At 41.8% G+C, this 21294-nt stretch carries 18 protein-coding genes; 7 read left to right on the top strand and 11 right to left on the bottom strand.

Going from position 1 to position 21294, the window contains the following annotated elements; genetic code table 11:
* Nucleotides 1–40 precede the first annotated feature (40 nt).
* On the top strand, nucleotides 41–1225 hold the full coding sequence (locus PSF31_RS07840; RefSeq protein WP_096864380.1) for an MFS transporter: 1185 nt from the start codon (nucleotides 41–43) through the stop codon (nucleotides 1223–1225).
* A 309-nt stretch (nucleotides 1226–1534) separates the two neighbouring features.
* Here the strand turns inward: PSF31_RS07840 and tet are convergent, their stop codons facing one another.
* Nucleotides 1535–2737 carry a Tet(A)/Tet(B)/Tet(C) family tetracycline efflux MFS transporter gene (tet, locus tag PSF31_RS07845; protein ID WP_096864381.1) on the bottom strand — a complete coding sequence of 401 codons (1203 nt, stop codon included), beginning with the start codon at nucleotides 2735–2737 and terminating at the stop codon, nucleotides 1535–1537.
* 80 nt (nucleotides 2738–2817) lie between these two features.
* Here tet and tetR point away from each other — a divergent pair, with 80 nt between their 5' ends.
* On the top strand, nucleotides 2818–3417 hold the full coding sequence (gene tetR, locus PSF31_RS07850) for a tetracycline resistance transcriptional repressor TetR (RefSeq protein WP_096864382.1): 600 nt from the start codon (nucleotides 2818–2820) through the stop codon (nucleotides 3415–3417).
* 63 nt (nucleotides 3418–3480) lie between these two features.
* Here tetR and frdD read toward each other — a convergent pair whose 3' ends face one another.
* From frdD to frdA, 4 genes are read right to left on the bottom strand one after another with little or no spacing between them, the layout of a single operon-like run.
* Nucleotides 3481–3834: a fumarate reductase subunit FrdD gene (frdD, locus tag PSF31_RS07855; protein WP_004258620.1), complete on the bottom strand. Its 354-nt coding sequence runs from the start codon at nucleotides 3832–3834 to the stop codon at nucleotides 3481–3483.
* A gap of 15 nt (nucleotides 3835–3849) precedes the next feature.
* Nucleotides 3850–4245 carry a fumarate reductase subunit FrdC gene (gene frdC, locus PSF31_RS07860; RefSeq protein ID WP_004258617.1) on the bottom strand — a complete coding sequence of 132 codons (396 nt, stop codon included), beginning with the start codon at nucleotides 4243–4245 and terminating at the stop codon, nucleotides 3850–3852.
* Nucleotides 4246–4259: 14 nt separating this feature from the next.
* Nucleotides 4260–4994: a succinate dehydrogenase/fumarate reductase iron-sulfur subunit gene (locus PSF31_RS07865; RefSeq protein WP_004258616.1), complete on the bottom strand. Its 735-nt coding sequence runs from the start codon at nucleotides 4992–4994 to the stop codon at nucleotides 4260–4262.
* A complete protein-coding gene (gene frdA / locus PSF31_RS07870) occupies nucleotides 4987–6783 on the bottom strand; it encodes a fumarate reductase (quinol) flavoprotein subunit (protein WP_004258614.1) in 1797 nt (598 codons plus the stop codon). The genes PSF31_RS07865 and frdA overlap by 8 nt, the downstream gene beginning before the upstream one ends.
* A gap of 800 nt (nucleotides 6784–7583) precedes the next feature.
* Between frdA and epmA the strand changes: the two genes are divergently transcribed.
* A complete protein-coding gene (gene epmA / locus PSF31_RS07875; protein ID WP_004258613.1) occupies nucleotides 7584–8561 on the top strand; it encodes an elongation factor P--(R)-beta-lysine ligase in 978 nt (325 codons plus the stop codon).
* Between the two features lie 68 nt (nucleotides 8562–8629).
* Here epmA and glpQ read toward each other — a convergent pair whose 3' ends face one another.
* Together glpQ and glpT are read right to left on the bottom strand one after the other, a co-directional pair.
* Nucleotides 8630–9703 (bottom strand): glycerophosphodiester phosphodiesterase, encoded by a 1074-nt coding sequence (glpQ, locus tag PSF31_RS07880; RefSeq protein WP_004258611.1) that lies wholly within the window; start codon nucleotides 9701–9703, stop codon nucleotides 8630–8632.
* 103 nt (nucleotides 9704–9806) lie between these two features.
* Complete coding sequence (gene glpT / locus PSF31_RS07885) at nucleotides 9807–11156, bottom strand: glycerol-3-phosphate transporter (RefSeq protein WP_036958039.1); 1350 nt, start codon at nucleotides 11154–11156, stop codon at nucleotides 9807–9809.
* 436 nt (nucleotides 11157–11592) lie between these two features.
* Here glpT and glpA point away from each other — a divergent pair, with 436 nt between their 5' ends.
* Genes glpA through glpC form a run of 3 tightly spaced genes read left to right on the top strand, consistent with a single transcriptional unit; the run spans nucleotide 11593 to nucleotide 15723 of the window.
* Nucleotides 11593–13248 (top strand): anaerobic glycerol-3-phosphate dehydrogenase subunit A, encoded by a 1656-nt coding sequence (glpA, locus tag PSF31_RS07890; protein WP_004258606.1) that lies wholly within the window; start codon nucleotides 11593–11595, stop codon nucleotides 13246–13248.
* Entirely contained in the window at nucleotides 13238–14533 is a 1296-nt protein-coding gene (glpB, locus tag PSF31_RS07895) for a glycerol-3-phosphate dehydrogenase subunit GlpB (protein ID WP_096864383.1), read from the top strand. The genes glpA and glpB overlap by 11 nt, the downstream gene beginning before the upstream one ends.
* A complete protein-coding gene (gene glpC, locus PSF31_RS07900) occupies nucleotides 14530–15723 on the top strand; it encodes an anaerobic glycerol-3-phosphate dehydrogenase subunit GlpC (RefSeq protein ID WP_004258601.1) in 1194 nt (397 codons plus the stop codon). The genes glpB and glpC overlap by 4 nt, the downstream gene beginning before the upstream one ends.
* A gap of 94 nt (nucleotides 15724–15817) precedes the next feature.
* On the opposite strand, the gene PSF31_RS07905 is transcribed toward glpC, so the two are convergent.
* Complete coding sequence (locus PSF31_RS07905; RefSeq protein WP_004258598.1) at nucleotides 15818–16486, bottom strand: 7-cyano-7-deazaguanine/7-aminomethyl-7-deazaguanine transporter; 669 nt, start codon at nucleotides 16484–16486, stop codon at nucleotides 15818–15820.
* Nucleotides 16487–16654: 168 nt separating this feature from the next.
* Between PSF31_RS07905 and tusA the strand changes: the two genes are divergently transcribed.
* Nucleotides 16655–16903: a sulfurtransferase TusA gene (tusA, locus tag PSF31_RS07910; protein WP_004258596.1), complete on the top strand. Its 249-nt coding sequence runs from the start codon at nucleotides 16655–16657 to the stop codon at nucleotides 16901–16903.
* A gap of 54 nt (nucleotides 16904–16957) precedes the next feature.
* Here the strand turns inward: tusA and PSF31_RS07915 are convergent, their stop codons facing one another.
* The 3 genes from PSF31_RS07915 to PSF31_RS07925 form a co-directional block, all read right to left on the bottom strand.
* Entirely contained in the window at nucleotides 16958–17884 is a 927-nt protein-coding gene (locus PSF31_RS07915; RefSeq protein WP_164560885.1) for an Rpn family recombination-promoting nuclease/putative transposase, read from the bottom strand.
* Between the two features lie 198 nt (nucleotides 17885–18082).
* Nucleotides 18083–20485, bottom strand: a complete 2403-nt coding sequence (locus tag PSF31_RS07920) for a zinc/cadmium/mercury/lead-transporting ATPase (RefSeq protein WP_219144464.1) — start codon at nucleotides 20483–20485, stop codon at nucleotides 18083–18085.
* 153 nt (nucleotides 20486–20638) lie between these two features.
* Nucleotides 20639–21268 (bottom strand): lysoplasmalogenase, encoded by a 630-nt coding sequence (locus PSF31_RS07925; RefSeq protein ID WP_004258589.1) that lies wholly within the window; start codon nucleotides 21266–21268, stop codon nucleotides 20639–20641.
* Nucleotides 21269–21294: the final 26 nt, after the last annotated feature.

Consider the following 21294-nt stretch of genomic DNA (forward strand, 5'->3'; position numbering starts at 1 on the left):
TTTTCTACAAGGAAATTGATTAATAGAAAAGGGATTAATAATGAAATGGAGATTCATGTTTGGCGCCGTCGCAGGTAATGCTTTAAAGTATTATGATATTGCTGTATTTGCGGCTATATCCACTTATTTAAGTACGGAATTAACTAATTTAGGTTATACACAAGCAACGGAAATGGTATGGGGGATTTTTGCATTACGTTTTTTAATCCGCCCACTAGGTGGGTATGTTATAGGCCGATATGCTGATACGGTAGGGGAAAAATCAGCTCTAGTATTAACAAGTATGATAACCGGTACGGCAACATTAATGATGGCACTGTTACCCATTGAATTATTAGGGAACTATACGCCATTAGTAATATTAATTTTACAATTAGCACTTTCTTTTAGTTTTGCTGGGGAATTTCCTTCTTTAATCACTTATTTATTTAAGGATTTAGGTGGGAATATTCAATCTAGAGTTTCATCAATTATTGTTGGTAGTTCTTTATGTGGAGTAATCGCATCATTAGCTGTCGTTTTCATGTTAAAGAACACATTTTCTGAAGAAGCGATGCAGTCAATTGGCTGGAGGCTCCCACTATTAATTGGTTTAATTAATATTTTAATTAGTTTTTGGTTTAGAGCAAAATTACCGGATTATAAAAGTGAATTAGATGAAAAACCAATATTCAGTTGGCTCCATGTGTTTTGGGTTTTCTTATTTACCATTCCTGGTACTGTCACTTTCTACTCTCAAAATTTATCAACTTCATTAATTATTGAAAAATTAATGATAGACGAGATAAAGAGTTTTTATGAAATATTTTCGTCCGGTCTATTGTTAATTTTTATGCTGATATGTGGTTGGTTAACCGATAAATATAGCTCAGTTAAATCTGTTTTTAATATGGGAGTCATTGGGATGGTATTGCTTTCAGTACCACTCTATTTTTCATTGCAGCTAGATAATTTACTTCTAGTCTTTTTCGCTCAAGTCGTTATGTCCGTATATTCAGCGATGATATTGTGTAATTTATCGGCCGTACTGATGGATAAATCAAATGGGCAAGCAACAATACTAGGCGTAGGGTACAATGGCGCCTCTGCCTCTATCGGGGGGATAACGCCTTTAGTCGTCGGTTATTTAGGTCACTTTAACTTAGGTTATGTTGGGCTATTTGTTGCGGTTTGTGGGCTTTCCTACTTTATATCTACTTGGTTGCCAAAACCAAATCCTGTTTAGTGTTAGTCATGATTTAATCCCCCTTAAGGGGGGTTAAATATCAATACATCATAGGGTTACAGTAACGAAAAATCAGATAGTTACCTTATTAACTATATAAATATTTTGCTTTTCGACATAGTATTTGACGCTATTTTCATACCATGATTTAAGTTCAGATGATGCGTTTATCAGGTTATCTAGCCTTTCTTTTGCAGGTTTCGTTCTCGGCTTTTTAGGTTGTATTGTCATCGAAATATCTCTTAACGTCATGTTCCAAAAGCAAATCTGATAAGGCCATCATAGCACTTGATATTAACATGCTAAAACTTAGCTCTCCGGCAGTTTCGTTATTTTAACTATCTGGCTGCTACTTCTATGAAAAGATAAAATAAATGCGATCAATAAAACATACATCATCGCACCAATCAGCCATACCCAGCCATCCCATGTTGCGAGTGTTTGACCAAAAATAAAACTAAATAATAATGGACCAATAACCCCAGTGGCATTGGTTAAACTGACTAAAATTCCTTGTAATTTACCTTGGTTAGCTTGATTAACTTGAGCTGACATCAACCCTTGTAGTGCTGGCAATGCAATACTGCCACCAGCGAGTAAGACCAATGTTGGGTAAATCATCCAGCCTTCTGTCAGTAATGACAAAATAATGAATGCGGCCCCATCCACGACAAAGCCGACAATGATTGTCACTTTTTCATTGAATCTTTTGGCTATTGCGCCTGCGACAAAGGCTTGAAACAAGGCATGCATAACGCCTAAGCCTGCTAAGGATAACCCAACTTGCATGCTATTCCATTGGAAGCGGTTTTCGGTAAATAACACCCAAGTTGTTGCAGGGATTTGGCCAATTAACTGTGCTATAAAAAAGACGAAAAGTAGCAAAATCACGGGTTTTACCACTTGCATGAAGGGAACAGGTGACGATAGCTCCGCATTCTGCTCACCCTGTTCAGCGACTTTGTGTTGATCTTTAAAAATAAACCAGATCACGACAAAAGAGCACGCATTCAAAATAGCCGCAATAACAAAAGGAAGATGAGGAGAGAGTTGTCCTGCAAAACCCCCAATCGCAGGCCCTGCGATTAAGCCAATACCAAAAGCTGCACCTAAACGACCAAACCACTTGGTACGTTCTTGTGGCAGTGTATTGTCTGCAATAACAGAAGCGGCTACTGCGCCTGTTGCACCAGTGATCCCTGAAATTAAACGGCCTAAATACAGCATCCAAAGTGAGCTCGATAAAGCCAACAAAGTGTAGTCCAGCGCTGCTCCGGCAAGGGAAAGAAGCAAAATGGGCCGGCGGCCGAATTTATCGGACCATTTACCCAATATTGGAGCAAAAAATACCTGCATGATGGCATAGAGCGCGAGCAGTATGCCGTAATGATTAGCCAAATGTTCTATGGAGACATATTCACGCAGTAAAGCAGGTAAAACAGGCATGATCAAACCGATCCCCATCGCATCAAGGGCTGTGATCATTAATGCCGTGATCGCAAATTTATTCATTATCTATTTCTCTATCATTGATAGAGTTGGAATATATCCCTATCAGTGATAGAGTGTCAATAGAAATTAAGGGGAAAACGATGGCACGATTGGATAAAGAAACCATTATTACGGCGGCATTAGATTTATTGAATGAAGTGGGAATGGAAGGGCTGACAACACGAAAATTGGCCCAAAAATTGGGGGTTGAGCAACCCACACTGTATTGGCATGTGAAGAACAAGCGCACATTGTTGGATGCATTATCTGTTGAAATGCTAAAACGACACCATGACCATTCATTACCCGTTGAGGGGGAATCGTGGCAGGAGTTTTTGCACCATAACGCATTAAGTTTTCGCCGAGCCTTGCTCAGTTATCGTGATGGAGCAAAGGTACATTTAGGAACACGCCCTAGTACAGAACAATACGCCACCGTAGAAAAGCAATTACAATTTATGATTGATAGCGGTTTTTCATTAAAAAGTGGCCTTTATGCAGTGAGTGCAGTGGGGCACTTTACATTGGGTTCAGTACTTGAGCAGCAAGAGCATTTAGCGGCAATGGGTGAGAGAGATGTTGAACAAGACGAGGCGATGCCATTGCTATTAAAGGAAGCTGTTCAAATCATGGATAATGATGATGGAACAGAAGCATTTTTGTTTGGTTTAGAATCAATTATTCGAGGCTTTAAGCCCTAAAAAAGAAAAGGTATGACAATGTGCTGTCATACCTTTTATTAAAATAATGTGTGATTGAATTATTTACAGAGTAAATACACCAATAATTGCAATAACGCTAATGATTGCTGAGCCGCCGTAGAAAACCCATTTTGTCGCAGGGACATGGATTTTAAAGTCGTGCAGCGTATGGTGGATACGGTGCATACCACACCAAACTGGCAAAATAATCATCAGTAATAAGAATACGCGGCCGATAAAGCTTTGGCTAAATGCCATAATGCGCTCATAGCTAAGCATTTCTGGCGCAACGCCGAGAGGAATTAAAATCCCTAACAGAATGATGATTGCAGGGCCAATTACGGCGCTCCACATACCACCGGCACCAAATAATCCCCAGAAAATCGGCTCATCGGAACGTTTAGGCGTTAGATTCATCAGATTCTCCTTAGATTAAAATAATAATGCGATAGCTAAGATTGCTGCCGTAACAACAATCGTGAGAGCCCAGAAGCCTTTAACGATAGGCTCATCAGACATTTTCTTATCTTTCACAATAATACTGACGGCTTTTGGTGCAAGATTGAACCATGTGGTGGTGTGCAATAATGTTGCTGCCAAAGTAATAATGTTAATGATAAGAATGATTGGGTTACTTAAGAACCCAACAAAGCCAGCCCATGATTCAGGGCCACTCTTGAGTGCAAATACTCCATATAGGACTAAGATACTAAACCAGACTTGAAGGACTGAAGTACTTTCACGCATGATATAAAAGCGGTAAAAACCTAGCTTTTGCCACCAATCGCCCTTCATTTCCCTTACATAGGGTTTACGTTTTGTTGTCATGACTTCAATTCTCCTTATCGTGGCTTCAGCATGGCGATAACAAAGTCTTGCGCACTGGCAACTTTACCTTGTTGGATCGCACCCGCAGGGTCGACATGCTTAGGACAGACTTCAGAGCAGTAGCCTACAAACGTACAACTCCAGACACCATTGTCACCGTTTAACAAGGTCATGCGTTCTTTCGCACCATGGTCTCGGTTATCTAAATTGTAGCGCTCTGCCAATGTAATCGCGGCTGGACCGATGAACTCTGGGTTCAGTCCAAATTGTGGGCAAGCTGCATAGCACAGACCACAGTTGATACAGCCTGAGAATTGATGGTATTTCGCCATCTGGGCAGGCGTTTGCTTATTTGGGCCTTCAGAAGGTTTACGGTCATTACCGATAATGTACGGTTTGATCGCCTCTAAACGCTCAATAAAGTGAGTCATATCAACAACAAGGTCGCGCTCGATTGGGAAGTTACCTAATGGCTCAACTTTCATGCCTTGCGGGTATTCACGCAGGAATGTTTTACAAGCCAGTTTAGGCACTTTATCCACCATCATGCCACAAGAACCACAAATCGCCATACGACAGGACCAGCGGTAAGACAGGTCTGGAGCGAGATTATCTTTGATATAGCCTAACGCATCTAACAAAGAAGTTTGCTCGTCGTAAGGGACATCATACGTCACCAAATGGGGCTCACTATCCGTTTCCGGATTGTAACGCATGATCTCCATTTTTAGGTGTTTCATATCATCCATTAGCTTGCTCCTTCTTCGCCTTATCTTGAGCTTCAGCTTCGGCACCGTAAACACGTTTAGCTGGCTGAGATTTCGTGATTTTCACGTCACTGTATTCTAAACGAGGGGAGCCCTCTGGGTTATAGAATGCCAAAGTATGTTTAAGGAAATTAACATCATCACGCTCAGTACAGCCTTCATCGAGACGTTGGTGTGCACCACGTGATTCTTTACGGTTGATTGCAGAGTGAGCCATACATTCCGCCACATCAAGGCCAAAGCCTAATTCAATGGTGTACAGTAGGTCAGTATTAAATACGCTGCTATGGTCGGTAATTTCGACATGTTTGAAGCGTTCTTTCAGCTCAGCAATTTTATCAACGGTTTTTTGCATTAATTCAGGAGTACGGTAGATACCGCAGCCTTCTTCCATTGAAATACCCATTTCGTCGCGAATTTTCGACCAGCTCTCTTTCCCTTTTTGGTTCATGAGCTTGCTGAGGTCAGCTTCGATATCACGAGTACGGGCTTCGATAGCATTTGCATTGGCTGGTGTTGCTTCAGCAGCATGGCGAGCAGCTTCTTCACCTGCCAGACGACCAAATACGACTAATTCAGCTAATGAGTTAGAACCTAAACGGTTTGCACCGTGCAAGCCAACAGAAGAACACTCACCGACAGCAAATAGGCCTTTGATGCGTGTTTCTGTGCGTTGATCCGTTTCGATACCACCCATAGTGTAGTGAGCGGTTGGGCGAACAGGAATTGGGTCTGTTACTGGGTCAACACCCACGTAGGCTTTCGCTAATTCACAAATAAATGGTAAACGCTCATGCAGTTTTTCTGCGCCAAGGTGGCGAAGATCTAAGTAAACAACATCACCGCGGTGGGTACTGATGGTGCGACCTGCACGCCATTCGTGCCAGAACGCTTGGGAAACTTTGTCACGTGGACCCAGTTCCATATATTTATTTTCAGGTTTACCTAGTGGAGTTTCAGGCCCCATTCCGTAGTCTTGTAGATAGCGATAGCCGTCTTTATTGACAAGGATCCCGCCCTCACCACGACAACCTTCGGTCATTAAGATACCAGAACCAGGAAGACCTGTTGGGTGATACTGAACGAATTCCATATCACGCAGCGGCACGCCATGGCGGAATGCGATACCCATACCATCACCGGTTACAATACCGCCATTGGTGTTGTAGCGATAAACGCGCCCAGCACCGCCAGTTGCCATCACGATGGCATTAGCACGGATCTGGACTTTTGTTCCTTCCATCATATTTAACGCGACAAGACCACGGACTTGGCCTTCATCAACAATGATATCGAGAACAAAATGTTCGTCAAAACGTTGGATTTGTGGATATTTTAATGAAGTTTGGAACAGGGTATGGAGCATGTGGAAGCCAGTTTTATCAGCAGCAAACCACGTACGCTCAATTTTCATTCCACCAAAACGGCGAACGTTAACTGAACCATCTGGTTTACGGCTCCACGGGCAGCCCCATAGCTCTAGTTGGGTCATTTCTGTTGGGCAGTGTTCGACAAAATAGTCGACAACATCTTGCTCACACAGCCAGTCCCCACCAGCTACAGTATCATTAAAATGATAGTCATAGGAGTCATGAGCCTGAGTAACTGCTGCTGATCCCCCCTCTGCGGCCACAGTGTGACTACGCATTGGGTATACTTTTGAGACCAGAGCAATCTTGATATTGGGATTTGCTTCAGCGGCAGCAATTGCTGCACGTAAGCCTGCGCCCCCGGCCCCGATAATCGCTAAATCGGCATTGAAGGTTTGCACTGCGCTTCTCCATTGTTCAAGTGTAAAATTGATAAATTCTTTTAAATACTTTTGATAATTAGCTACGTCATTTTCAGTTCAACTTAAAGCTAAACTACGAAATATCTGTTTTTTAATAGTAAATAATATAATAGCTAATAATGACTTATCATGCTGTGAATTATAGCGAATAGTACTCAAGATAAATTTGATATAGAGGGGGGTTTTGGCCAAATTTAGCGATAAAGTGTGAGGTAGATCTTCTTTTTATAAATTGTTTTTACATTGCTCGATTTTCTAGGCTGTTAACATCGAATAAAAAGGAATTTCAAATAATTATCATTAAATTTACATAAAATTTTAGTGTATAAAACCAAGGGAATTAGTCAGGTTTTACCAATAATAAGTGAATAATACTATTATTATAGCTGAAGAGTTTCATTCATATTGAATGCTAATTTGCGAGGAGTCTCACTATTTATTTTTAGAAGAAGTTCAATTTCGAAGAGAAAATTTTAAAATAGATTGAGAAAGCGAATCGTTTCGCTTTTTTAGTAACAGTTATGTCACATAACATAAGAAATAATCATGTTTCTGACTATTTTCTTTATCTTTCCTCATTAACTCGATGTATAGCTCAAAGTAAAGGCTTTGCCTAATCGTATAAAGCAAGAGATAATCTGGTTATCTCTACTTACTCATCATGTCGACAGTTACAAGTACTTACGCCCAGATAAATGTGCATTATCAGTGTAAATGCATTGTGTGTTGCAAGTGAGGTGGGTACACTGCACGACTAAGTTTATTTTGGAGTTATCTTAATGAGTGATATAGCGAATTGGCAGCCAACCGCCCCCATCGCTAACCTGTTACAGCGCGCAAAAATAATTGCGGAAGTCAGACGTTTTTTTACTGATCGCTGTGTACTTGAAGTCGAAACCCCCGCAATGAGTCAGGCAACAGTCACTGACATTCATCTTGTTCCATTTGAAACGCGTTTTGTGGGTCCTGGTGCGGCACAAGGCATTAATTTATATTTAATGACTAGCCCTGAATACCACATGAAACGCTTATTAGCGGCAGGTAGTGGCCCTATCTATCAGTTAGGTCGTAGCTTTAGAAATGAAGAAGCAGGGCGACATCATAACCCTGAATTTACCATGTTAGAGTGGTATCGTCCGCATTTTGATATGTATCGTTTGATTAATGAAGTGGATGATTTACTGCAACAAGTTTTAGAATGTGAGAGTGCAGAGCTACTTTCTTACCAACAAGCGTTTTTACGTTATTTGGATATTGACCCGCTGTCCGCCGAGAAAAGCGAATTACGTGAGGTTGCAGCCCGTTTAGATTTGAGCAATATCGCGGATCAGGAAGAAGATAAAGATACCTTACTTCAACTGCTATTTACCATGGGCGTTGAGCCTCATATTGGTAAAGAAAAGCCTGCAGTCGTGTATCATTTCCCTGCGACTCAAGCTTCTCTTGCGGTGATTAGCACGGAAGACCACCGCGTAGCTGAGCGTTTTGAGGTGTATTATAAAGGGATGGAACTGGCGAATGGTTTCCATGAACTCACCGATGCAAGCGAACAACGCCAGCGATTTGAACAAGACAACCGTAAGCGTGCGGCAATGGGGCTCCCTACTGCGCCTATTGATGAGCACTTATTGGCGGCTTTAGAGCATGGTTTACCCGATTGTTCTGGTGTAGCAGTTGGGGTTGATAGGCTGATAATGATTGCATTAAATGCAGACAAAATCAGTGATGTGATCGCATTCCCTGTCACTATTGCTTAACTAAGACGGTTAACTTAAAGAGAATGCAGCCAAATGAATGGCTGCATTCTTGTTTTTGGTTCAGAAAACTATTTTTGCTTCTGCTGTTCCAAGAACTTAACCCCTAAGTCAGGGAAGTCTGTGAAGGCGCCATCGACATCGGCTTGGTTATAAATAATGTCATAAAGCTGTTGCCCATCTTTGGCGTATTTTGGCAGCTTATCAACACGGATAGTGAACGGATGAACTGCCATTTTGTTATCATGAGCTTCTTTAACCATGCCATTCACTTTGATATTAGTTGGCGTGGATTCTTCACTAATTAGCATATGATAGTCAGGGCCAATACCATCTGCATAGGTCGCAATTTCTTTCATGGCGCCGGGTTTCATCATCCAATCATAATTGTAATTAACCCAAGTTCCGTCAGGTTTTTGCTCTTGAGTTTCATTCCAATCGGTGTAAGCAATCAATTGAATTAATTTAAGATCCATTCCCATTTCTGGCATCAAGGTATTTTTGATACGTTTTAGGTCATTAGGGTCAAATGACTGTAGATAAACGTTGGAATCCTTGGTGGTATAGCCATACTCTTTAAGGACTTCGAGTGTTTTTTTGGTGATATCTTTGCCTTCTTGTAAGTGGAACCAAGGGGCTTTAATTTCTGGGTAGATACCAATATTCTTACCCGTTGACTTGTTTAATCCCTGAACAAATTCAATCTCTTCTTGGAAAGTATGAACGCGGAAGTCTGATTTGCCCATTGGGAAGCGGTTCGGATAGCTTTGCACTTTTTTACCATCAACAATATCAAATCCTTCTGTAAAATTGAGTGATTTGATTTCATCAAGGGTAAAGTCAATCGCATAGTAACGGCCATCTTTACGAGCGCGGTCAGGGAAACGTTCAGCAACATCTGTCACGCGATCGAGATAATGGTCATGTAAGACCACGAGCTCGTTATCTTTCGTCATAACTAAATCTTGCTCAAGAAAATCAGCACCTTGTGCGTAAGCCATTGCTTTTGCAGGTAGGGTATGTTCCGGTAAGTAACCACTTGCACCACGATGTGCAATGACAACTTTACTTGAAGCTTGAGCTACAGCAGACACTGACATCACTAAAACCATACTAGCCACCAATGTTTTTAATGGAAAGCTCATGATTATATCTCCTTGGCACTTTATTTGGGTAAAAAAATGGGCTACATCATTTTTTGATATAGCCCACGAGTCTAGCGATTAACAATGAACATTTGATGAATGTTTATTGTGAGTTTGCTAATTCGCGTTTATGTTTGCTTTCGCTCAACATCACGATAAACAGTAGAACAACGGCCAGTGCTGAACCACCGATCATGACTGCGAAGCCACCGTCCCAACCGAAGTAGTCTACGGTATAACCAACGATAGCACTTGCTGCTACAGAACCACCGAGGTAGCCGAACAAGCCTGTGAATCCTGCGGCTGTACCTGCTGCTTTTTTCGGTGCAAGTTCAAGGGCGTGCAAACCAATCAACATAACAGGACCATAGATTAGGAAACCGATGATCAACATACATGCCATATCAACATTTGGGTTACCAGCTGGGTTCATCCAGAACACGATAGTTGCAATGGTTACCAGAACCATGAAGAACACACCAGTGGCTCCACGGTTACCACGGAAGACTTTATCCGACATCCAACCACACAGTAACGTACCTGGGATACCTGCGTATTCATATAAGAAGTAAGCCCATGAAGATTTGTCCATTGCGAAGTGTTTAACTTCACGCAGGTAAGTTGGAGACCAGTCCAAAACACCATAACGCAGTAAGTAAACGAACACGTTCGCAATCGCAATCATCCATAATAGTTTGTTAGGGAAAACATACTTCATGAAGATTTCTTTTGCAGTTAACTCTTGCTCATCTGATGCTTTATAGTCAGTTGGATAGTCGTTTTTGTACTCTTCAATTGGAGGAAGACCACAAGATTGCGGGGTGTCGCGCATTAACGCAAATGCAATGATTGCAACAAGGATAGCAGCCAATGCAGGCATATACAGCGCAGCTTTCCAGTCGTTAAACCATGCCATACCTAACATGAACAGTAATGGAGGGATACCACCACCGACGTTGTGTGCACAGTTCCAAACCGAAACGATACCGCCACGTTCTTTTTGTGACCACCAGTGAACCATGGTACGCCCACAAGGAGGCCAACCCATACCTTGGAACCAACCACAAAGGAACAGTAATACGAACATTACCATGATGCTTGATGTTGCCCATGGTACGAAGCCCATAATTAACATCACTGCGGAGGCGAGAATCAAACCTGCTGGTAAGAAATAACGCGGGTTTGCACGGTCGGAAAACGACCCCATGATAAATTTAGAAAATCCGTAAGCAATTGAGATCCCTGATAATGCAAAACCAAGGTCACCTTTAGAGAAACCTTGTTCAACAAGATATGGCATCGCTAACGCAAAGTTCTTTCGGACTAGATAATACGCTGCGTAACCAAAGAAAATACCCATGAAGATCTGCCAGCGAAGCTTACGATAGACAGGATCTATCTTATCCGCTGGCAGCCTCTCTATATGAGGTGCTGGTTTAAAAATGCTTAACATATACGCCTCCGATGGCATGCTAATTTTTATTTACACTTCCATTTCTCTATTTCAGAGAAATATTGAGTGTTTATTATTGGTGAAGTAACAAAAACGAAAGTAATCGAGTAATTTAAGAGTCTTTATTTTCTTAATTGCTCTAAATTGTAGTCGTTAAAAAACAATTTATCTGTAATCCAACGCACAATTATTGATTTTGTTTATGAAGTTGCATAGTAAATGACATTTGTGAATAGAATGGAACTAGAAATGTTAATTATTTTGTGATTCTCATCACGATTTTGTTCTTTTGAACACTGAATATGCATCAATTGCTTTCGTTTTTGTTCCTTATCAAACATTGATCGCGTTTCTGGGCTATATTTAATAATAGATTATAAAAATAGAATCTATACTTATCGATTATAGAAATGTTTATTAATGTGAGGAATGCGACATGAATGGCTCATCTGTGACTGAGACGGATGTCATCATTATTGGTGGTGGCGCAACAGGTGCAGGAGTCGCTCGTGACTGCGCTCGCCGAGGTCTAAGAACTGTTTTACTCGAAAGGCATGATATTGCGACTGGCGCGACAGGGCGTAACCATGGGTTACTTCATAGTGGCGCGCGTTATGCAGTCACAGATGGTGAATCCGCCAGAGAATGTATAGAAGAGAACAAGATTTTAAAACGTATCGCGCATCACTGTATAGAGCGAACTGATGGTTTGTTTATTACTTTACCTGAAGACAGCTTAGAGTATCAGCAACAATTCATTACGGCTTGCCAAGCTGCGGGTATTGATGCGACTGCAATTGACCCCAAAGAGGCTATTCGCCTTGAACCTTCTGTTAACCCACATCTAATAGGTGCGGTTCGTGTTCCTGATGGCACGGTTGACCCATTCCGTTTGACTGCGGCAAATATGTTAGATGCCAGAGAGCATGGCGCGAAAGTGTTAACTTATCATGAAGTTATTGGTTTGATTCGTGATGGCGACACCGTACGTGGCGTTACGGTTTATGATCACCACGCCAAGAAGCAATATGATATTTACGCGGAAATTGTCGTCAATGCAGGCGGGATCTGGGGGCAAAAAATCGCAGAGTATGGCGAATTAAAAATTAAAATGTTCCCTGCGAAAGGGGCGCTATTAATTTTAGGCCATCGCTTGAACAACATGGTGATAAACCGTTGCCGCAAACCTGCAGATGCCGATATTTTAGTTCCCGGCGATACGATTTCCCTGATTGGGACCACATCGACTCATATTGAATATGACCAAATTGATAATATGTATGTCACCCCTGAAGAGGTGGATATTCTTATTCGTGAAGGTTCAATGCTATCGCCAGCACTTGCAACAACACGTATTTTACGTGCATATGCAGGTGTTCGGCCATTAGTTGCCAGTGATGATGACCCATCAGGGCGTAATGTCAGCCGCGGTATTGTGCTGTTAGACCATGCTAAACGCGATGGCTTAGAAGGGTTTATCACTATCACTGGTGGTAAGTTAATGACATATCGTCTGATGGCTGAGTGGGCTACTGATAAAGTTTGTGAAAAATTAGGCCACAGTGCCAAGTGTACAACAGCAGAAGCGCCACTACCGGGCTCGCAACATAGTGCAGAAGAAGCCTTACGCAATGTTGTTTCTATCCCAGCCCCTATTCGTGGCTCAGCGGTTTACCGTCATGGTGACAGGGCTTCTGCAATTCTCAGTACGGATAGGCTCGATAAAAGTTTAGTTTGTGAGTGTGAAGCCGTTACTGCTGGTGAAGTACGCTATGCCGTTAATTCATTAACGGTGAATAATTTACTTGATTTAAGGCGTCGTACTCGTGTGGGGATGGGAACTTGCCAAGGTGAATTATGTGCTTGCCGTGCTGCGGGGTTACTCAATCGTTTTAATGTCACAACGCCTCATGAAACAGAGCAACAACTGAGTCACTTCCTTAATGAACGTTGGAAAGGTGTACGTCCAATTGCTTGGGGTGACGCATTGCGTGAAAGTGAATTTACCAGCTGGGTATATCACGGGTTATGTGGCATGAATGAAGCGACACTTGGCAAGGATGCACAGAAGGAGGCGGACAATGAAATATGATGTAGTGGTAATGGGCGGCGGTTTAGCTGGATTAATGAGCGGTATCCGTTTGACCCAGTCTGGTCTATCTTGTGCAATTGTTAGTGCAGGGCAAAATGCATTACATTTTTCATCAGGCTCCTTGGATTTATTAACCCATTTACCAAATGGACAAGTGGCTGAAAAACCACTAGAAATGCTTGATGCGCTAAAGGAACAGGCGCCAGCACACCCTTATAGTTTAATCGGAAAGACGCAAGTTACTGAGCTAGCGCATATGGCTCAGTCAATATTGCAGCAAGCAGGAGTTCATTTAAAAGGCTCTTGTGAAGAAAACCATTATCGTATTACACCTCTGGGCCATAAACGGATGACTTGGCTTAGTCCTGAGTCTGTTCCGACTGTCGGTTTGCACCATAAAATGGATGTTAGCAAGATTGCTGTGGTTGGTATCGAAGGTTTCTTGGATTTTCAACCTCAGATGGTGGCTGATGAGCTACAACGTGAGGGGTTACAAGCAACATCGCATTATGTGCATTTACCATTATTAGACCGATTAAGAGAAAACCCGAGTGAGTTTAGAGCGGTTAATGTTGCTCGTTGGCTTGATAGACCAGAAAATATGGCACAAATGGTTGCTGAAATTTCTCCGTTGGTCACAGATGCAGAGGCGATTTTTATGCCAGCCTGTATCGGACTCGATAGTGATGAACCTTTACATGAATTACAAATGAGCTTAGGTAAGCCATTATTTTTACTACCGACTCTTCCTCCTTCGCTATTGGGGATTCGTTTGCATGAACTGTTACTGCGTCAGTTCCGTCGCCAAGGTGGAATTGTGATGCCTGGTGATAAAGTTACCGCTGTGAATTGTGTTGATGGCCGAATTGAATCTGTCCAGACTCGTAATCATGGCGATATCTCTTTAAAAGCTAAGCATTTTGTTCTGGCGACGGGAAGCTTTTTTAATAATGGTTTGGTGGCAGAGTTTGACCGTGTCTATGAGCCTTTGATGCAATTGGACCTGTGTGAAATTTCAGAACGTGCAAAATGGACTAACAAAGAGTTTTTCGCTTCCCAGCCCTATATGGCTTTTGGTGTGAAAACCGATGAAAAACTACGCGCACAAAAAGAGGGGAAAGCCATTTCTAATCTTTATGTAGCCGGCGCTGTTTTAGGCGGTTTTGACCCTCTCACTCAAGGTTGTGGTGCGGGCGTATCGATAATTAGCGCATTATATGCCGCTAATGAAATTATTAATGAACTGAGTAAGAATAAAACTATGCAGGTGGAGGTGGCACAATGAGTATTCAAGATGCAAGCTTTGAAAGCTGTATTAAATGCACTGTGTGTACCACTTATTGCCCTGTTGCAAAGGTTAATCCTCTGTATCCTGGCCCTAAGCAAGCAGGGCCAGACGGTGAGCGTTTACGCTTAAAAGATCCGATGCTGTATGACGAAGCGTTGAAATATTGTACTAACTGCAAGCGTTGCGAAGTCGCTTGTCCATCAGATGTGAAGATTGGCGATATTATTGCTCGTGCGCGTAATACTTACAGCCAACAGAAACCTAAAATTCGTGATGCTATTCTCAGCCATACGGATTTAATGGGGTCGTTATCGACGCCATTTGCACCAGTTGTCAATACTATTACAGGGTTAAAACCTGTACGTCAAATCCTTGATAAAGCATTGAAAATAGACCACCGCCGTGAATTACCTAAATATTCGTTTGGGACTTTCCGCCGTTGGTATGCAAAACAAGCCGCTGAACAAGCTAAATTTGAAGAGCAAGTTGCGTTCTTCCATGGCTGTTATGTGAATTATAACCACCCTCAATTAGGTAAAGACTTAATTAAAGTCTTTAACGGCATGAATATTGGTGTTCAGCTACTTAAACGTGAAAAATGTTGTGGTGTGGCATTAATAGCCAATGGCTTTATGAAACAGGCTAAGCGCCAAGCCAATGTTAATTTAGAGTCATTGCAAGAAACTATCCTTGAAAAACATGTACCTGTTGTTGCAACTTCATCAACCTGTACGTTTACCATCCGTGATGAATATACGCATGTACTTGATGTTGATACTTCTGCTATGAGGGATAACATCGAGCTCGCAACGCGTTATATTTATCGTTTACTTGAAGAAGGGCGTGAACTCAAACTGAAACATACGCCTTTAAAAGTGGCTTATCACACACCATGCCATATGGAAAAAATGGGGTGGACTTCCTATACGTTAGAGTTAATTAAACGTGTACCAGGGGTTGAGCTAATTGTGTTGGATTCACAATGTTGTGGTATCGCAGGAACCTATGGTTTCAAAAAAGAAAACTATGAGGTTTCTCAAGGAATAGGGGCAGGGCTGTTCCGTCAAATTGAAGAAAGTGGTGCGGATATGGTGATTACAGACTGCGAAACTTGTAAGTGGCAGATTGAGATGTCGACGAGTAAGAAGTGTGAGCACCCGATTTCACTTCTAGCAAAAGCTTTGTGATCTGTTACTTATCGAATTGTAGGGTTGTTATTTTTTGTTTTAGCTCAGTTAAACTTATTTGGAGATAGCATATAACTATCTCCTTTTTTTGTTTTTAGTGTTGATTGGCTAACTGTTTTTTATCTGAGTTTGCAAAGAAAGACTTCAAGATAAAGTTCAAAAGCACACCATAAGCAGGCAAGAAAAATAGCATGCAAATAAGTAGCTTAAAGACATAGTCAACTAAAGCAATCTCTACCCAATTTGCAGCCATAAATGGATCGCTACTGCGGAAAAAAGCAATAAAGAAAAAGGCGATAGTGTCAATCAAGTTACCAAAGAACATTGCACAGGCAGGTGCTACATACCAACGTGCATTTTGGCGTAATCGATTGAAAACACTGACATCTAATATTTGACCCAGTACATAAGCCATAAAACTCGCTGCGGCAATACGTGCTACAAATAAGTTAAATTCAGATAATGCGGTAAAACCTTGCCATTCACCTTGGAAATATAAAGCTGAAATAACGTATGAAATCAGTAATGCGGGCAGCATAACTGCAGTGATAATTCTGCGTGCAAGCGGCGCGCCATAAATACGAACGGTTAAATCAGTAGCTAAGAAAATAAATGGAAAAGTAAATGCACCCCAAGTGGTATGGAAGCCAAAAATATTAATTGGCAACTGCACGAGGTAGTTACTAGAAGTAATGATTAAAATATGAAATAACGAAAGCCAAATTAACGCAGTGGCTTTTTGCTGCGCAGTAAAATCAAACATATTGTACCTTTTTAGTCACAATGGGGTGAGGGAACCCATGAAATACATCCCAACACTTGGGAGCAGCGCATCATACTCTTGTTGCGCAACAAATGCAAAACTGTTCATTTATCAATGGATATTTTATTATATAATCAGTCTATTGATCCCTTTTAGAAGTGTTTTTTAATGTCTGATTTATTTGCTAACCCAACGAAAACCCTTGATACACTAGGGCTGCGTTGCCCTGAGCCTGTGATGTTAGTGCGTAAAACGGTTCGTAACATGGCCGATGGTGAAACGTTGTTAATTATTGCTGATGACCCAGCAACCACACGTGATATCCCAGGTTTTTGCCGCTTTATGGAGCATGATTTATTAGCAGTAGAGGCTGACAACGCACCATATCGTTATTTGTTGCGTAAAAAATCGAGCTAGTTGTTACTAGCTAATTTCTTTTTGTATGTTAATCCCTGCCAAGAGGTAGGGATATTATTGTAGGCTTAATACTTCCTGATAGCTTAACCCAGTAAGTTGGCAGATAAGTTCAATACTTGTACCAAGTTGCAAACCTTTAAGTGCAACTTCATGTTGTTTTTTGTTTGCTCCAATATCAATGCCTCTATTTATGCCAATATCAATTCCCTCTTGTAACCCTTGATTTTTTAATCGTTGCGCGATGTTCATAATAGCCTCTTGGTTATTTTCTAATTGGTATATAAGTTGATTAACCACTGTCTCAAAATGAGGTGAATCCATAGTAATAAATAAATAGTTGAAAATAGTGATGATGTCATCACTATGATGATAATTTTGATTCATCGCTTCAGCTAGTAACTGCGTGACTTTTTCTATGTTATCTCTTAAGTCTCTGTGCTTCATTGCGAGTTCCATGACGGCAACTTTGCGATGATTTACGAGTTCGTTATCATCAATAACAGTAATATCAACGAGCGGAAATGGCTGACTATATAAGTTTGATGCAATTTCTGGCCATGGGAAACAGTGTGTCCATGGTTTAGCATATGGATAAGGCGTTATCTTCCCATGATAAAATAAAACAGGCACAACCAGCGGTAGATCACGATGACCTTGTTGTAAATGTTGGTTCATGGCAAGGAATGCATAATGCATCATTCTCCAACCCATTAGTTTATCGGGTGTTGATTGGTGCTCAACTAACATATAAATATACCCTTCACCTTGCTGTGTCTCGACAGTGTAGAGAACATCTGAAAGACGAGTGCGTAGCTGGTTATCAATGAAAGAAGAGTTTGTTATCGCTAATGTTTTGAAATCACATAATTGCTTAATATGGCCGGGTAAATGGATATCAAAAAAATCACGTGCATTATCAATTTTAGACATAAACCCTTTAAATGCAGCATCATGTGGTGTTGAACTGTGATTTTTTACCATGCCAAGTACCTGCTAAACGTCATGCCGAAATAATCTATTTACAAAACGTATTTTAGCGAAGATTGAGACTGATGGAGAAAAAGTTAGTCCTAATTCTCTAATTAAGGTTGTATTTAACATATTGTAATACAACAAAATATTGGAATGGTTGTAAATAAAAACGCCACTAAGTGTGGCGTTTAAATCAATTGGTATAAATTATTTTTTCACTTGAGGTAACTTGACTCGCAGTAAACGTACAGCGTTCGCAGTGACGAGTGCTGTTGCACCTGAATCAGCAAGTACGGCGACCCAAAGCCCGGTAATTCCCAATAAACTGGTCACCAGAAATATTGCTTTTAGCCCCAAGGCAATCGCTATATTTTCACGAATAATTTTCCGAGTCGCACGAGATAATGCAATAATCTCTGCAAGTCCAGTCAAACGGTTATGGGTTAATGCAGCATCGGCGGTCTCTAATGCCACATCAGTACCACTACCCATGGCAACACCGATACTAGACGCTTTCATTGCAGGGGCATCGTTAATACCATCACCGACCATCATTGTGCTGTGGTTACGATTAAGGGCCATAACTGCCGTCACTTTATCTTCTGGTAATAACCCTGCGCGGTATTCCATGCCTAATTGGTCTGCAATAGCGCTTGCAGCACGAGGGTTATCGCCTGTTAGCATTACAGCATTCACATTGAGCGCTTTCAGCATGCTCATCGTATCTACTGCATCGCTGCGCAATGTATCTTGCAGTGCGGTTAAACCAATTACGCGGTCATTTTCGAGTGTGACAACAACCGTTTTTCCTTCAGCTTCTAATGTTTCGACCTTATTTTGCCATTCACTATCGAGTGGAATATCAAGGCGGTTTGGCGAACTCACTAGTATACGCTTACCATCAAGTACACCCTCAACTCCTTTTCCAGCTAATGCTTTACGATCTTGTGCTTCAACAATGCCTAACGATAACGCCTCTGCTTTATTCACCACCGCTTTTGCCAGAGGATGATGTGAACCCACTTCAACGGAGGCGGTAATTTGGACTAATTCACTTTCGGTCATGCCTTCTACAGGAATAAGGTCAGTGACATGAGGTTTACCTTCCGTGAGTGTGCCTGTTTTATCTAAAGCAATTGTCGTGATAGTGCCCAGTTGTTCAAGTGCCGCACCGCCTTTAATTAATGCACCTCGGCGTGTTGCTGTTGCCAGTGCAGACGTTATCGCTGCAGGGGTTGAAATCACTAATGCACAAGGACAACCGATTAATAACAGTGTTAAACCTCGGTAAATCCAAGTCTCCCATGGTGCACTGAAGAATATTGGTGGAATAATAATCACTAGTGCTGAAATAAGCATAATGATTGGGGTATAAACCCGGCTAAAGCTGTCAATAAAACGTTCTATCGGCGCACGGCGTTCTTCAGCTTCCTCAATTAGCTGTAAAATGCGGTCAATCGCATTTTGACCTTGCTCTGATACCACCTGCATTTGAACGGCTCTATCAATAGATAAGCAGCCTGCAGCCACCTTTTCACCGACATTACGCTCTACAGGAACGGACTCACCTGTTAACGCACTTTCATCAAAGCTGGCAAAACCTGACACTAACACCGCATCGGTAGGTAAACGCCCACCCGGTGCAATCTCAATAATGTCTCCTGGTCGTAATTGCGCAACAGGAATCGTTGTTTTTTGCCCATCTTTGATTAAAACGGCGTCTTCTGGTACCAGTGCCATTAAGGCGCTAACCCCTCGTCGGGCCCTTCCGGCAGAATAGGATTCCAACATTTCGCCTAACATAAACAGTAAGATAACCATTGCGGCTTCTTCTGTTGCTTGAATAAAGATTGCGCCTATTGCGGCAACGGACATCAAAGTTTCGATAGCAAAAGGGGAACCCGTTCTCATTAAGCGCAATGATTTACGTGCGATCGGGTATAACCCAAATAGAGTGGTTAAAATAAAGGCGATATTACCCAACTGTGGATTGATAAACTCAATTCCCCAACTAATCGCCATTAAAATCGCTAATATAATAACGGGCTTAGCTTCATTGAGTAAGCTTTGTGGTGGCGCGATAGTTGCCGCACTGTTGCCACCGACTTCAAGTAATTCATAACCCGCAGCTTCAACGGTAGAACGCACCGCTGTGCTAATATCGGTGTTGGCATCAACCACCAGTTTTTCCGTAGCAAATAACACTTTGGCTTGTTTTACTTCACTTATTTGCCTAACTGCAGTTTCAATTTTGTTTGCACAGCTTGGGCAATCCATACCACGGATGATCCAGCTAAAGCGCTGGCCTGCCGCTTGGGTAGGCTCAACTTCATTGCTGATATTCGCAGTTAACCCGCAGCTATTGCCATGTTTGTGATCATGACCAGAATGGTCATTGGCGGCGTGATTATGAGTTGAATGACACTCACCACTGTGCCGGTGAGTGCCTTCATCGTCGTCAGGATGTTTCTTCACACTGCCATGTTCATGAGTATGTGAGTCATCACTAACTTTTTGGCTATTGCCCGCTACAGTAGATGAACAGCAACTGTTGCTAGAGCAGCAGCTACTTGTGTGATTATGTGTTTCTTTATGGGAATGTGAGTGCATAAGCGCCCCCTTATCAAACAATGTGTTCTATCATTGTGGATAAGTTTACACTCTGGAGTCTACTCCAGAGTCAAACAAAAATAGGGCGGCCAATTGATAAAATTCTCAAATAGCACTTTTTATCAATTGGCATGGTATGACTAAAAGGTGTGATTATAAGTAAATCGCTCGCACAATGAAAAACTGTCCAAGGAAGTATAGTGCTGCAACAACGGCTTTTGAGGCTTTAAAGGGAATACGGAATCGAGCAATTAGCCAAATACAGTTAGAAAGAAATAGCAGTGATGCGCCAATCATGATTGAGAAGTTGTATTCACGACCGAGACCAAAATATTGGTCACCAGCAACCCATGCCATAATCATGCACATTATTAATGATGCAAAAACAATAGCTTGTAGGCCTTCAAGCTTGCCCCAAATGAAAACTAAAGTAACGGCAGCGACAATCAGAGGTGCGGCAAGCCAAGGTAGATAGAGCCCGAAATTAAATTGCATTCCGAAGCTGATGGTATAAATCAAATAACTCAAGAACATCAACGCGACGGAAGCTAGTAAGTGCTCACTTGAAAGCATGCGAGAAAGATCTGCAACGAGAGAAACTAGCAGCCCCGCAAGAATAAGATAATTTTGCAGGTTAAGGTCGTCGGAGCTCCAACCCCAAAGTAATAAAAGTAGCAGTGTGATTGGGCGAAATAACCAACGTTGCCACCCGGGTCCTCGATAGGCGGCATCGACATATAACCAACCGGAAAAGAGTACAGCGAGGAATGGCCAACTAATCATATACACATCCTTATATGTTCAATGAA

The sequence above is a fragment of the Providencia sp. PROV156 genome (genome assembly GCF_028480905.1).
Taxonomy (GTDB): domain Bacteria; phylum Pseudomonadota; class Gammaproteobacteria; order Enterobacterales; family Enterobacteriaceae; genus Providencia; species Providencia hangzhouensis.